Consider the following 14,548-nt stretch of genomic DNA (forward strand, 5'->3'; position numbering starts at 1 on the left):
TTCTGCGCATCGCTACAGGGCCGTAGCCTTGGCAGCACTTTCCTGAACTCAATGAGGTGTCATCATGCTCACGGGCAATCCGGCCGTTGCGGCCAGCGCCGAACAGCCAGCTTCACTTTCCGGCCTGATGGTCGCGTTCCTGGCATTCTGCTGTGGCGCGGTTGTGGCCAATCTTTATTACGCACAACCGATCGTCGAACTCATTGCACCGCAGATCGGTCTGTCCAGCGCCAATGCCAGCCTGATTGTTTCGCTGACGCAGTTTGGTTACGCGCTGGGCCTGTTACTGCTGGTGCCACTGGCCGACCTGATGGAAAACCGCCGGCTGGTGGTCGGCTTCACCCTGGCGGCGAGCGTCACATTGCTGTGCGCCGGGCTGACACATTCACCGTCGATGTTCCTGGTGTTGTCTTTGCTCATCGGTTTGACGTCGGTGGCCGTGCAGATCCTTGTGCCGCTGGCGGCACACCTGGCGCCGGAGGCCAGCCGTGGCCGCGTTGTGGGCAATATCATGAGCGGTCTGCTGCTAGGCATTCTGTTATCGCGGCCACTGTCGAGCCTGCTGGTTGAAGTGTTCGGCTGGCGCGGGGTGTTTTACAGCGCGGCGGCCCTGATGGCCGTCATCGCTCTGATTACCGCTGTAGCACTGCCGCGTCGGCTACCGACGCATAAAGCCACCTATGCTGCGCTGATCGGCTCGGTGTTTGCCTTGGCTCGGCGCTATCCGCTGTTGCGTCAGCGCTCGCTGTATCAAGGGCTGCTGTTTGCCAGTTTCAGCCTGTTCTGGACCCTTGCACCGATTGAACTGATGCGTCACCACGGCTTTACTCAGACGCAAGTCGCGATCTTTGCACTGGTCGGTGCGGTGGGTGCCATTGCGGCGCCGATTGCCGGACGTCTGGCCGATGCCGGGCATGGTCGTCGCGGCACGCTGGTCGCACTGTTGCTAGCGCCGGTTTCGTTGCTGATCGCCGCGCTCCCGGGCAGCGGCTATGTCTGGCTGGTGGTGTGCGCGGTGCTTCTGGATTTCGCCGTGCAATTGAACATGGTGCTCGGCCAGCGTGAGGTGTACGCCCTCGATCCCCACAGCCGCGCGCGCCTGAACGCGGTGTACATGACCAGTATTTTCGTCGGCGGAGCGGTGGGGTCGCTGGTCGCCAGTCCGCTGTACGAGCACTTCGGCTGGAACCTTTCCGCCGTCGCGGTGGCGCTGCTGCCAGCGCTCGCGCTCGGGTTGTTCCTGAGCCGCAAGGCCGATGTCTGAACATCCAGCAGGTGCCGGCAAGCACGGCGGTACAAGACGTCGGGGGAACAGTGATGCACAATCATCCGCGTTCCCTCTCGACCGGACCCCGCTTATGGACAAGTTGCTGGCACTGAAGATGTTTGTGGAAACCGTGCGCTGCGGAGGCTATTCCTCGGCAGCGCGCAAACTCGGGATATCCACGTCGTCAGTGACACGGCAAGTGGCCGGGCTGGAACACGAACTGGGCGCGAGTCTGCTCAATCGCACCACGCGCAACACCAGCGTGACCGTTGCCGGCCAGACCTATTTCGAAAAAGCCGTGGCGATTCTCGACGCGATCGACGAAGCCGATGCTGTCGTCGCCGATCGTGGCGCTGAAGCGCAGGGCCGTCTGCGCATCAGCGTGCCGGTGGAGTTCGGCCGACGCCTGATCGCGCCGCACCTGAGCCGCTTGCTCGAGCGGCATCCGGGCCTGGAGATCAGTCTGTCGCTGAGCGATCAAGTCAGCGACCTGCTCAGCGAGCAGATCGATGTTTCAGTGCGGCTGGGATCGTCCGTGGTCAGTGAAGACATCGTCAGCAAACGCGTAGGGCAGTTCGAACGCTGGGTGGTGGCCAGCCCGGATTATCTGGCGAGTAGCGCGGCGCTCAGTCATCCACGGGATTTGCTGGAGCATCAATGCCTGCGTTTCGATTACGGCGGCACCCACCAGCACTGGACCTTTCAGAATGAAGACGCGCCCATTCAGCTCAACGTCCACGGGCGCCTGCAAAGCAATAACGCCGACATCCTGCGCGAAGCCGCCATCGGTGGAGGCGGGGTAACGCTGCTGGCCGACTGGCTGGTGCGCGACGACGTGGTAGCCGGCCGGTTGACCCGGCTGCTCGAGCAGTACGAGGTCAATCCCGGCAGTGCCAGCACCTGCATCAACGCCTTGTATTTACCCAATCACCGAGGGTCCAGCCGGATCAATGTGTTTATCGATTTTCTGATGGAAATTCTCAGCCCGGCCCCCGCGACCACGCCCGCCGCGTGACCCTGCCGCTCAACGGCGCCCGGTCCGCGTACTGACATCCACCCAAACCGCCAACACCAGAATGCTGCCCTTGACTATCATCTGCCAGTAGCTGTCGACGTCGAGCATCGACATGCCGTTGTCCAGACTGGTGATGACCAGCGCGCCGAGGAGGGCGCCGTACACCGTGCCGGAGCCGCCGCGCATGGAGGTGCCGCCGATAAAGCACGCGGCGATGGCGTCGAGTTCACCCATGCTCCCGGCCGAAGGCGAACCGGCGGCGAGGCGCGCAGTGTTGACCACACCGGCGAGGGCGCACATCACGCCCATGATCCCGAAGATCCACAGCTTCACGGCCTGCACATTGATCCCGGACAGGCGCGTCGCTTCCATATTGCTGCCCACGGCATACACGCGGCGGCCGAACACGGTCTGGCTGGTGACGTAGCTGAACACGCCCAGCAGAATCAGCAGCAACAACACCGGCACGGGAATGCCGTCGTAGCTGTTGAGCGTCTGCACGAAGCCGGCGAGCACGGCGCCGATCACCAACACGCGGATGACGTCACGCACCAACGAATGCACCGCGAGGCCGTGCAGGGCGCGATTGCGTCGTTGTTTCCAGGTCAGGAACACCGTCAGTGCAAACAGCAAAACGCCGAGGCCAGTGCCGATCGCGTGGGGCAGGTAACCCTGGCCAACGTAAACCAGCTCCGGCGATACCGGTGCGATGGTCGTGCCGCCGGTAATCCCCAGCAAAATCCCGCGAAAAGCCAGCATGCCGCCCAGGCCGACAATGAACGAAGGGATGCGCAGATAAGCCGCCATATAGCCGTTGGCGAGGCCGATCATCAGCCCGCACAGGGCGACCAGACTCAGGTTAGCCAGCAGCGGAATGTGATAGACCACATCGAGAATCGCCGCGAGTCCACCGAGCAAGCCGAGCAATGAACCGACCGACAAATCGATCTCGCCGCTGATGATCACCAGCACCATGCCACAGGCGAGAATCCCGGTGATCGACATCTGCCGCAGCAGATTGGAGAGGTTGCGCGGGGTCAGGAATCCGCCTTCGGTCTGCCAGCTGAAGAACAGCCAGATCAGCACCACGGCAAACACCAGCGCGAGCATTTTGTAGCGGGTGAACAGTTGTTTGACCTGATTCATTTACGCGGTCTTCCGATCATTATTGTTATGGCTGCCAGGCTGGCTGAGGGCGGCGGCGAGTACCTGTTCCTGGGTGAGTTCCTGGTTGATGAAGTCGCCACGCAACTGACCTTCGCCGATCACCAGCACGCGGTCGGACACGCCGAGCACTTCGGCCAGCTCCGACGAGACCATGATGATTGAGACGCCGGCGGCGGCAAGCGCGCCCATCAATTTGTAGATTTCGTATTTGGCGCCGACATCCACGCCTCGGGTCGGCTCATCGAGAATCAGCACCCGCGGTTTAGCCAAGAGCATCTTCGCCAGCACGGCTTTTTGTTGATTGCCGCCCGAAAGGCTGGTGATCGGCAGAAAAGGGCTCGCAGTTTTGAGGTGCAGGCGCGAGATTTCCTGATCGATGCAGCCCAGCTCGGCTTCGGCATCGATGCGGGTCAGTTTTGAGTAGTTGTCCAGCACGGCGAGGGTGATGTTCTGACCGACGCCCAGATCCGGAATGATGCCTTGGCGTTTGCGGTCCTCCGGCACCAAACACAGGCCGGCACGGATTGATTTGAGCGGCGTGCGCGTGTCGATGGGTTGCCCGTCCAGCCAGACTTCGCCCTCATGACGGCCGGGGTAAGCGCCGAACAGCGCGGTCACCAGTTCAGTGCGGCCGGCACCGACCAGCCCGGCGATGCCGAGGATTTCGCCGCGTTTGAGGACGAAGGAAATATCGTCGACCCGTTTGCGCTTGGGGTTGTCGACGTCGTAGCAGGTGATATGGCGGGCTTCAAAAATCACTTCGCCGATATCGTGTGGCTCGGAGGGGTAGAGGTTACTCATTTCCCGCCCGACCATTTGTGTGATGATCTGCGCAATGTCCATGTCGGCCATGGCGGTGGTAGCGATGTGTTTGCCGTCGCGGATCACCGAAATGGTGTCGCACACGGCGGCCACCTCATCGAGCTTGTGCGAGATGTAGACGCAGGCGACGCCTTTGGCTTTGAGGTCGCGGATGATGTCCAGCAACACCTCGATTTCCGAACGGCTCAAGGCCGAGGAAGGCTCGTCGAGGATCAGCAGGCGGGCCTTTTTGTTCAGGGCTTTGGCGATTTCTACCAGTTGCTGATAGCCGCCGCCGTACTGCGAAACCGGCAGCGATACGTTCATGTCGGGGACTTTCAATTCGCGCATCAGCGCTTCGGCGCGGTGGATCATCGCCGGGTAATTCATCCGCCCGCCGGGCAGCGTCAGTTCATGGCCCATGAAAATGTTTTCGGCCACTGAAAGGTCGGGCACCAGCGTCAGTTCCTGGTGAATGATGACGATACCGGCGGCTTCCGTTTCGCTGATCGATTGCGCCCTGAGCGGTTGCCCGTCCCAGAGGATTTCACCGTCCCAGGTGCCATGGGGGTAGACCGCCGAAAGGATCTTCATCAGCGTGGACTTGCCGGCACCATTCTCGCCGCACAGGCCAACGCACTCGCCGGGTCTGACCTTGATGTCGATGCCATTGAGGGCTTTGACACCGCCGAAGGTTTTGACGATGCCGTTCATTTGCAGCAGATAGTCGGACATGGACAGGGCTCGTATATCAAAGACTCACACACCACGAAACCTGTGGGAGTGAGCTTGCTCGCGAAAGCGGTAGTTCAGCTGGCATCGATACTGAATGTGCTGCCGTCTTCGCGAGCAAGCTCGCTCCCACAAGGGTTTTCGCATCACCGCAGAGTTGTGATGGGATCACTTCCCGGCAATTTGCGCCTTGGTGTAGAAGCCGTCCTGTTCGAGCAGGTCGATGTTGTCCTTGGTCAGCGGGGTGGGCGTGAGCAGGATGGTGTCGACTTTTTTGCTGCCGTTGTCGTACTGCGAGCTGAAGGCGGGTTTTTCGTTGCGCGCCAGTTGCACCGAGAGCTTGGCGGCTTCGGTGGCGATGAGTTTGAGCGGTTTGTACACGGTCATGGTTTGCGTGCCGGCGATCACACGTTTGACTGCGGCAAGGTCGGCGTCCTGCCCGGAAATCGGCACCTTGCCGGCCAGTTGCTGTGCCGCCAGTGCCTGAATCGCTCCGCCGGCCGTGGCGTCGTTGGAGGCGACGATGCCGTCGATTTTGTTGTCGTTGCGGGTCAGAGCGTTTTCAACAATGCTCAGCGCTTCGGTCGGGTTCCATTCCTTCACCCACTGTTGGCCGACGATCTTGATATCGCCCTTGTCGATGGCCGGTTGCAGCACTTTCATCTGGCCTTCACGCAGGATCTTGGCGTTGTTGTCGGTGGGCGCACCTCCCAGCAGAAAGTAATTGCCCTTGGGCGCAGCATTCAGCACGCCGCTGGCCTGCATTTCGCCGACTTTTTCGTTATCGAAGGAAATGTAGGCGTCGACATCGGCGTTGAGGATCAGACGATCATAGGAGACGACTTTGATCCCGGCTTTCTTCGCTTCGGCCACCGCGTTCGTCAGCACCGTGGCATTGAACGGCACGATGACGATGACATCGACGCCCCGGGAAATCAGGTTTTCGATCTGGGAAATCTGTTTTTGCTCGTTGGCATCCGCCGACTGCACGAAGACCTTGGCATCCATTTTTTCGGCCGCCGCGACGAAGTAATCACGGTCACGCGACCAGCGCTCCAGGCGCAGGTCATCAATGGAGAAACCGATTTTCGGGTGGGCTGCGTCAGCCATCACCGGCAGTGACAGCAGCGCCAGGGCAGTGGCCAATAGCGTGCGTTTTACGTTCTTCATAGTGGGGCGTCCTTTTATTGTTGTTGGAAAGACACGGCCTGACGATGAGTATCGGGCTGGTAAAACTGTAGAGAATCCGCAGGCGCCGCAGGCACAGAATTGTCGTAGAAATGTCACCGCGTGGATGCGCCTGCAGACACTCTGTGTGATCAGCGATAGATAAACCGGTTAACAATGTTTTCGAGCATTTCCTGGCGGCCGCTGACGGCATGCGGGTTCAACTCGTTGGTGAACGCGTGCTCGGCCAGCGATTCAAGGTTGAAGTCGCCGGCCATCACCGCTTGCCCGAACGGCTGCTGCCAGCCGGCGTAGCGTTGATCCTTCAGCCGTTGCAGCTCGTCGTTTTGGATCATGGCCGCGGCGCGCTCCAGAGACAGGGCGAGAACGTCCATGGCGCCGACGTGGCCATGGAACAGATCGATCTGATCAAGGCTTTGCCGGCGAACCTTGGAGTCGAAATTGAATCCGCCATTCTTGAATCCGCCGGCCTTGAGGATTTCATAGGTGGCCAAGGTCATTTCTTCGACGCTGTTGGGGAATTGGTCGGTGTCCCAGCCGTTTTGCGGATCACCCCGGTTGGCGTCGATGCTGCCGAAAATCCCCAGCGAGACCGCCGTCGCGATCTCGTGATGGAAACTATGCCCGGCCAAGGTTGCGTGGTTAGCCTCGATATTGACCTTGATTTCGTGCTCCAGCCCGAACTGCTGGAGAAAGCCGAACACGGTGGCGCTGTCGTAATCGTATTGGTGCTTGGTCGGCTCCTGCGGCTTGGGTTCGATCAGCAGGTCGCCGGTGAAACCGATCTTGTGCTTGTGCTCGACCACCATGCGCATGAAACGCCCGAGTTGTTCGCGCTCGCGCTTCAAGTCGGTGTTGAGCAGGGTTTCGTAGCCTTCGCGACCGCCCCACAACACGTAGTTGGCGCCTTTCAGGCGATGGGTCGCGTTCATCGCGCTGAACACCTGAGCAGCGGCGCAGGCGAACACTTCCGGATCCGGATTACTCGCGGCGCCGGCAGCGAAACGCGGATTGCTGAAGCAGTTGGCGGTGCCCCACAGCAGCTTGATTCCGCTTTGTTCCTGATGTTGCTCGAGGTGATCAACCATCTGCGCGAAGTGGTTGCGGTACTCCTTCAGAGACTGGCCTTCCGGGGCGACATCGGTGTCATGGAAGCAGTAATAGTCGATGCCCAGTTTGGAGAAGAATTCGAAAGCGGCTGCGGCTTTACCGATGGCCAGTTCCATAGGGTCGCCAGCGTGTTGCCATGGGCGCTTGAACGTCCCCGCACCGAATACATCGGAACCCGGCCAGACGAACGTGTGCCAGTAACAGGCAGCCATGCGCAAGTGTTCGCGCATGGGTTTGCCGAGGATGAGTTTGTCGGCGTCGTAGTGACGAAAGGAGAGGGGAGAATCGCTATCCGGGCCTTCGTAGCGAATCGCATCGACATCGGGGAAATACTGCATGGACCTTGTCCTTGTTGTTCTTGGCGGTGTCTCGATACTAGCAACGGCCCTGTGCCCGCTGATTATGAAAAACATCAACACGGGGTGCGATTTTGCGTATTGAGCTTCTCTGACCAGGCGCCTAGTCTGTGCCAATCGCCTCTGTGAAAAGGGCCCCGGGACAAGCATAAAAACAATGAAAACCGTACCGCCTGTTCACCGCATCGCCCTGTTGTTCAACGGCAGCAAGATCTATGACCGTGGGATCATCAGCGGCATCGGCAACTACCTGAGCAGCACTCGCGCTTCCTGGGACTTGTTCCTGGAAGAGGATTTTCTCTGTCGCCTGAAAGGCATCGAGCGCTGGCAGGGCGACGGGATCATCGCCGACTTCGACGATCCGCTGATTGGCGAGGCACTGGCTGATATCCAGATGCCGGTGGTAGCAGTAGGGGGCTCGTACGAGGATAAGCGCGCCTATCCGAAAGCGATTCCCTACGTCGCCACCGACAATAACGCGCTGATGACGCTGGCCTACACGCATTTGATCGAGGCGGGACTGCAGCGCTTTGCCTGCTTCAGCCTGCCGGAAGCGCAAGCCAATCGCTGGGCTCAGGAGCGCGAAAAAGCCTTTCGCAAACTGATGAAACGCGACGGCTTGCACGGCGAAATCTATCGCGGCATGGGCACCAGCGCACCGCTGTGGGACAGCGCCGTCGAACAACTGATCGCCTGGCTGCACAGCCTGCCCAAACCCATCGGCATCATCGCCGTCAGCGACGCCCGCGCCCGGCAACTGCTGCAAGCCTGCCTGACCGCCGGTATTGCCGTGCCGGAACAGGTGGCATTGATTGGCATCGACAACGACCCGCTGACCCGCAGCCTGACCCGCGTGCCGCTGAGCTCAGTCATCCAGGGCACAGAAACCATGGGCCGTACCGCCGCGCAATTACTCCACCAGATGCTGCACGGCATGCCGTCGACCGGCACGCAGATCCTGATTCCTCCCGATGCGGTCAACGTGCAGGTGTCGAGTTTGCATCAACCGTTGGGCAATCCCTATGTTATGCAGGCGCTGCTGTTCATTCGCCAATATGCCTGCCAAGGCGTCAAAACGGCACAGGTCGCGGCTTATGTCGGCGTGTCGCGTTCGTCACTTGAAGCGCATTTTCGTGCTGAGCGGGGTTGTAGCGTGCATGACGAGATTTTGCGTTTCAAACTGGCAGCGGCGACCAAGAGCCTGACAAGTACCGATTCGGTGATTGCCGACGTTGCGCACAGTTGTGGGTTTAAATCTGCGCAGTATCTGCATACGGTTTTTCGACGGGAGTTGGGTTGTACGCCTCGGGAGTATCAGCAGGCTGCGCCTAAATCTCATTGCTAAAAAAGCAATAGTCATTTGCGATTCCGGCGGATTGTTGCCGCCTATATCAGAAGTTAGCATCAATCCATTGCTGCAACTCATCAGGCCTTTGGCGCGGGTTCGAGACAGTCCACATCGTTAGCCTGTCACTGCGCTGATCGTCGTCTCAGTTGATCAACCTTGGAAAATTCTGATGTCGAAACTCTTCGAAGCATTTCGCCTTGGCGACAATACGCTCAAAAACCGCATCGTCATGGCGCCGCTGACCCGTTCGCGAGCACCCAATGATGCTGCCGATGAACGCGTTGCGCTGTATTACGCGCAACGCGCTACCGCAGGCTTGATCGTCAGCGAAGGCACGCCGATTTCCCGTGAGGGGCAGGGCTATCTGTTCAATCCCGGTATCTTCACTGCCGAGCAGATCGCTGGATGGCGCCTGACCACCGACTCGGTGCATGCCGTGGGCGGCAAGATGTTTGCGCAGATCTGGCACGTCGGCCGCGTCTCGCATCCGTCGATCCAGGAAGGTGGAAAACTGCCGGTGAGCGCCACGTCGAAGCAAGCCGTCGGCGCGACAGCGTTCGGTTATGACGCTGATGGCAAGCCAGCACTGGTCGAGCCGCCGGCGCCCCGTCAACTGGAAACGGCTGAGGTTTCGCGGATCGTCGGTGAGTTCGCACAGGCTGCGCAAAACGCGATTGAGGCGGGTTTCGATGGCGTGGAAATTCACGGTGCCAATGGCTATTTGTTCGAGCAGTTCATGAATCCGCTGGTCAATGATCGAACCGATCAGTACTCGGCCGATCGACTGGAAAATCGTCTGCGCTTCACCCTGGAAGTGATCGATGCTGTAGTCGCGCGGATTGGCGCGGGTCGGGTGGGCATTCGTATTTCGCCGTATGGCCAGCTGTTCGATATGCCGCTGTATGAGCAGATCGATGAAACTTACACCGCGCTGGCTGCAGAGATTGGTGCGCGGCAACTGGCCTACGTTCATGTGATGGATCAGTCCGGTTTTCCTGCTCCGGGTACTGAGGGCGGTGGCGGCGGGCCGAAGGCAACCTTCATCAATTTGCTGTCGACCATCAAGTCGAAATTGCCGGCCACCGCGCTGATTCTGGCGGGCGGCATGTCGCGCCAGCGTGCGGACGATCTGATCAATGACGGCATCATCGACCTCGCCGCGTTTGGTACCGCTTACATCAGCAACCCTGATCTGGTGGCGCGGCTGCAGCACAACTGGCCTCTGACCGACGCCAAACGCGAAACCTTTTACGGCGGCGGGGCCGAGGGTTATGTCGATTACCCGCCCTATAAAGGCTAAGTAGCCGCTGAAGCAGTGGCAGCCGTCACCGTTATTCGGGGCGGCTGCTTTTTCATGTCGGCTGCAAACAGGCCTGCAAGGATGTTGCGAGAGGACAAGCAGGCGAAGTTCTGTTTTAGTGCAAACCAACTGTCCCTGATGATCGGAATTCCTCATGCACCTCAAAGCGCACCGGTACTTCGCCATGGTTGCCGTGACTGGCAGTTTCTCGGCGACGGCTCGGCACTTCCAAGTGCCGGCATCCTCCGTTTCGCGCTTCATCGCGGCGCTCGAGCGAGAGGTGGGGCAGCAGCTTCTTTATCGAAACACCCGAGCAGTGAAACTGACGGACGCGGGCGAGCGTTATTACCAGCAGATCCGCGAAGTGCTGGAATTGCTCGATGCCGCTGATGAGGAGATCGCTGGAAAAGGTGCAGAGGTGCGCGGACTCGTACGGATCAACGCTCCAGTCGCCTTCGGCAGTCTGCACATCGTCAAACTGCTCAATGGTCTGTATGACAAATATCCCGAGCTGACGGTCGAGCTGACGGTTACCGACGCCTTTATCGACCCGGTTCAGGAGGGCGCCGACCTCATCTTTCGAGTGGGACACCTGGGCGATTCTGGCTTGATCGGCCGGAAAATCTGCGATCAGCACTATGTTCTGTGCGCCAGTGCGGATTACATCGCGAAGCACGGCAAACCCTCGTCACCCAAGGATCTGCAGAATCACGCCTGTCTGGTCTACAAGGGAACCGGCGGCGCTCAGCGCTGGTATTTCAGAAAACCTGGCAGCGACAAGCCCGAGATCATCGATGTCCATGGTCCGCTCAGAAGTAACAATGGTCAGGTACTGGTGGAGGCCGCGCTGGCGGGCAGGGGGATCGTGTTTTTTCCGTCCTGGCTCTTTAGCCGCGAGAGCTTCACGAGCCGCCAACTGATTCGGCTGTTACCTGTTTGGGAGGGATCGGTGGAACAAACGCCGAGCCAGATTCATCTGCTTTCCCCAGAGAATCGCCTGCGGTCTCAGAAGGTCCGTGTGGTGTGGGACTACTTCATCAAAGCGATCGGTGCGCCTCCTTATTGGGATGATCTCGGTGATCCTCGAACTGACGGTGAGCCTCAGATGCCGTCCCGAGGTAAGGCAAAAGTGGCTGGGCTCGTCTCGACTGCGTATCGTCTGAAATAATCTTGAGCCGTGGTGAACCTCTTCGGAGAACTTACGACAGGCATGGCCAAACTGCTGACTTGAACCGGGCTTTCATGGCATAAAGCTACTGCATTCAGGGAGGAATGATTTTCGCCAGGCTGCGCTGGGCGACCCCACTCTCTGCCACGGAACACAGATCTGACTGTGCACTAAAAAGGAAGCCTCATGCTGATCACCTCCGCAACGCCACAAGAGCTTGTAGACTGGTTCCACACAAGGCAAGAAGACCAGCGAATCATGTGTGTCATGCTGGCTCCAGAATTGGAAGATCAGCAGAAGCTGAAGGATTTGACTCTCCGCTTTGCAGCGGCAGACGCTTGGCTCGGCAGCGAAGTAGCCTTCATCTTGCTCGATCCCAATGGAGATTCAGCTGTGGGGCTTGACCGTGGCATGGGGGAGGTCGGGGCGTTTTCAGGCACTGCTTTTCCATTGCGAGACACCACGAGCTTTCGAGATCTGACAGATGACTGGGCAAACCACCGAGATCACGTAGCGCGGACCTCAGCACGAGGGCTGGCAAGGTTCGTCCCTGAGTTCATGGAGATTTTCAAGGTAGGCCCCGAGGATCTGCCTTGCCTAAGCTTGGTCGTGCATGGAGTGGACGAATCCATTGTCCTTTCCCTAGGAAAGGACTGGACTGTAGAAGAACTCAAGGAAGTTCTAGTGAGGATCCGCAAGATTGTGGATGGCGCCCCGAATTTCAAGGAGCAAATCTCAGCTATGGCAGCCCATCTGCCTAAACCCTTGGAACGACTTCAAGATCTCGTCGCCAGCATTGGTGCAAAAGCAGGCCAGATATCCAAAATCTTGGATCAGGTGCTTCGTCGGCACAATGGGAACGAAGAAGATCATCGGATGGTAGCGTCTTACGTGGGTCAAGGCTGTCAGGGGCGCGTTATCCTTGAAAGCCTACTTGCGCGGTTCTCTTTCAAAGATTCTGAAAAGTTTCTCAGAGACGAGCAGGTCGCACGCCTGCTCAAACTGGCAACGGAGCTAGATAGCCTTCGGGCTCCGATCATTGAGCTCCAGCGTGGTGAGCTCTTTATCCCATCAGTGACGGAACTGGCACAGCATTGGGTTGAAAGCCGCGACAAGCTGTTCGAAGGTCTGCAAGGTCTTTTGCCAGCTAAGCAAGTCGCCACTACCCGAATCAACCGAAGCCAGCTGACTCGCCTCAAGTCAGTCCTGGAATTTGTGAATACCTCGGGAGATGTCGTGGACAAGGCGGTTGGGGCGTATGACTGGATCGCTAAGCTGATGGGGAAGGGAGGCTAGCCTGATTACCATGACTGGTTTTGCTTAGGTAACGCTTACCGGCATGTCTTGAGCGCGTAGGGGCTGACTTGGTAGCGCCGCAGCCCCGAACGCCAGCTATCGAGTACCGGGAAGCAGACTGAGCTACCCGCTACTTGTCATATTTGGAAGGCAATGGCCAGTCGTAATTGACGTCAATCATGCCCAGGTTCTGCAACTCGAAATTGGCATAGCTAGTTCCGCGCGTCGTTCTTTCTGGTGCGATCAATGTAGGCCCATGCAGGTTTAGGAAAGGATTCTCGTTGCTCGTTGTCGTTGTTGGCCAGGGTGCGTAGCGCAATACATGATTTAACATAATATACATTACACGTAACAATGTGTTTCGAGATTAGCCTCGTTGCCCACTGTCGACATTAGCTCTCGGAAGTAATCTCTTTTCATTCCGTGAACTAAATCCCGTTCGTAGCCGTATAGCAGCCTGGAAAAGAATTTACCTCTACCTGCATATCTCACATTCTATCTGATGAGTTTACGGCCGGTATGGTCACCCGATCGCTTGCAGTCCTCGGAAGTGATTTTTGGGACGTTTGCGGAACTAACTCATAGACAGAACCGATTTCGCTCCGAATTCACAAATCACTTCTTGTCTTCGCTGCGTCCAATTTCTGCCATACGTGAGCCTGGACGATGCTGATCCGCAGCAGTCATATGGACAAGTCCGCAGCCTAGGCTTTGGCGTTTTGTGTGGAACGCTTTTCCGTTTACAGTCTTACTATGCGCCCCAGCCCGCAAACCCATCGCTGTGTGAAATCTGCAGCGTTCAGCGTGAAGTTGGTGCGCAGATTTCAAGGTTGCGACGAGTGGAAAACACAACCGCCCATTGATTTGCTTGAAGACGCTGACGGTTTGGCGATGCACGCGTTCCGTTTTAAGGAGATGGAGTTTTCCGGCCACCCAATACCTCCGGAAGCTCGCCGAGATCTGGCTGGATGAAAAGCTCAGTGAAAAGCTCATCCGGTACCGTTGTTAACCACAAATTTGACTTGTTAACCACTGTAGTTAACAGGTCAAAAACCAGGTTTACAGCGTAATACTGAACCTGCGTTTTAGCCTCGATTTGCCTAGCATGCCTGGGATTTCAAAGCATACGTTTGGAATGGTTACCCTTTTCCTTACTATCACTCGACTGCTCAGTCAGCCGTAGCTAACAATTTTTGGCATCCTGCTGGATTAGGTTAAAGCACATCAAAGCGCCCTGACGCGGCGTTTTTGACGAGAGATATGTACTCTTGAAGATGGTCTACCGTCATGGCAAGGTAACAAGCTTTAGGTGGAATCAGTAGCCAACTCAACTAAACATCCATTTAGTTTAGTTATCAGAATATGGCTGCATAATCAGTGGAAATTCGAACAATCCCCTTCGCCCGCTTTTACCGCAATGCGCGCTGCAACGTCTCACTCGGCAAATCCTTTACTAAGCTACCGAGGCCTTTTTGAGCCATTAGCGCTCAGGTTCCTACACCCTGAGGATCTTCCTTGCAAATGAGACTGATGTGGTCCGAGTTTCTGAAGCGAATCCACCACAGTGACATCGTGAGTTTCGCCCTTCACCTGTCAATCGTATCGTAGCGCACCGTGTCTGGCGGCCCCTCCAGCACCTCTTGGATCACCACTCGTACGCAGACAGACTTGTCCCCTACCCTTTGGACATCCAGCAACTCCCGCAGCTCAGCATCAAGGCGGCAACTCGATACCCCCGCTAGAGCAATATTGCTCCGAAAAGAACAGGTCTTGTTCTCCAGCGGAAGTTTATCTCCATTC

Annotated in this window: 10 protein-coding genes; 6 read left to right on the top strand and 4 right to left on the bottom strand. The window is 57.8% G+C overall.

The genetic code is table 11. From position 1 onward, the window contains the following. Positions 1-64 precede the first annotated feature (64 nt). Together U6037_RS14425 and U6037_RS14430 are read left to right on the top strand one after the other, a co-directional pair. Entirely contained in the window at positions 65-1,264 is a 1,200-nt protein-coding gene (locus U6037_RS14425; RefSeq protein WP_322847262.1) for an MFS transporter, read from the top strand. 94 nt (positions 1,265-1,358) lie between these two features. Beyond that, positions 1,359-2,282 (top strand): LysR family transcriptional regulator, encoded by a 924-nt coding sequence (locus U6037_RS14430; protein WP_322847263.1) that lies wholly within the window; start codon positions 1,359-1,361, stop codon positions 2,280-2,282. Positions 2,283-2,291: 9 nt separating this feature from the next. Here U6037_RS14430 and U6037_RS14435 read toward each other — a convergent pair whose 3' ends face one another. The 4 genes from U6037_RS14435 to xylA form a co-directional block, all read right to left on the bottom strand. After that, a complete protein-coding gene (locus tag U6037_RS14435; RefSeq protein WP_322847264.1) occupies positions 2,292-3,428 on the bottom strand; it encodes a sugar ABC transporter permease in 1,137 nt (378 codons plus the stop codon). After that, positions 3,429-4,985: a D-xylose ABC transporter ATP-binding protein gene (xylG, locus tag U6037_RS14440; protein WP_322847265.1), complete on the bottom strand. Its 1,557-nt coding sequence runs from the start codon at positions 4,983-4,985 to the stop codon at positions 3,429-3,431. Positions 4,986-5,150: 165 nt separating this feature from the next. Further along, positions 5,151-6,152, bottom strand: a complete 1,002-nt coding sequence (xylF, locus tag U6037_RS14445) for a D-xylose ABC transporter substrate-binding protein (protein WP_007913194.1) — start codon at positions 6,150-6,152, stop codon at positions 5,151-5,153. Between the two features lie 149 nt (positions 6,153-6,301). Continuing rightward, on the bottom strand, positions 6,302-7,618 hold the full coding sequence (gene xylA, locus U6037_RS14450; protein ID WP_322847266.1) for a xylose isomerase: 1,317 nt from the start codon (positions 7,616-7,618) through the stop codon (positions 6,302-6,304). Between the two features lie 175 nt (positions 7,619-7,793). Between xylA and U6037_RS14455 the strand changes: the two genes are divergently transcribed. The 4 genes from U6037_RS14455 to U6037_RS14470 all read left to right on the top strand — a co-directional run bounded on the left by U6037_RS14455 (position 7,794) and on the right by U6037_RS14470 (position 12,748). Beyond that, a complete protein-coding gene (locus U6037_RS14455; RefSeq protein ID WP_322843427.1) occupies positions 7,794-8,981 on the top strand; it encodes a XylR family transcriptional regulator in 1,188 nt (395 codons plus the stop codon). 172 nt (positions 8,982-9,153) lie between these two features. Continuing rightward, on the top strand, positions 9,154-10,284 hold the full coding sequence (locus U6037_RS14460) for an alkene reductase (protein WP_322843428.1): 1,131 nt from the start codon (positions 9,154-9,156) through the stop codon (positions 10,282-10,284). Between the two features lie 154 nt (positions 10,285-10,438). Beyond that, entirely contained in the window at positions 10,439-11,452 is a 1,014-nt protein-coding gene (locus tag U6037_RS14465; RefSeq protein ID WP_322843429.1) for a LysR family transcriptional regulator, read from the top strand. Between the two features lie 186 nt (positions 11,453-11,638). Then, positions 11,639-12,748, top strand: a complete 1,110-nt coding sequence (locus U6037_RS14470; protein ID WP_322843430.1) for a hypothetical protein — start codon at positions 11,639-11,641, stop codon at positions 12,746-12,748. Positions 12,749-14,548 lie beyond the last annotated feature (1,800 nt).

This window comes from Pseudomonas sp. B33.4 (assembly GCF_034555375.1).
In the GTDB taxonomy this organism is placed as follows: domain Bacteria; phylum Pseudomonadota; class Gammaproteobacteria; order Pseudomonadales; family Pseudomonadaceae; genus Aquipseudomonas.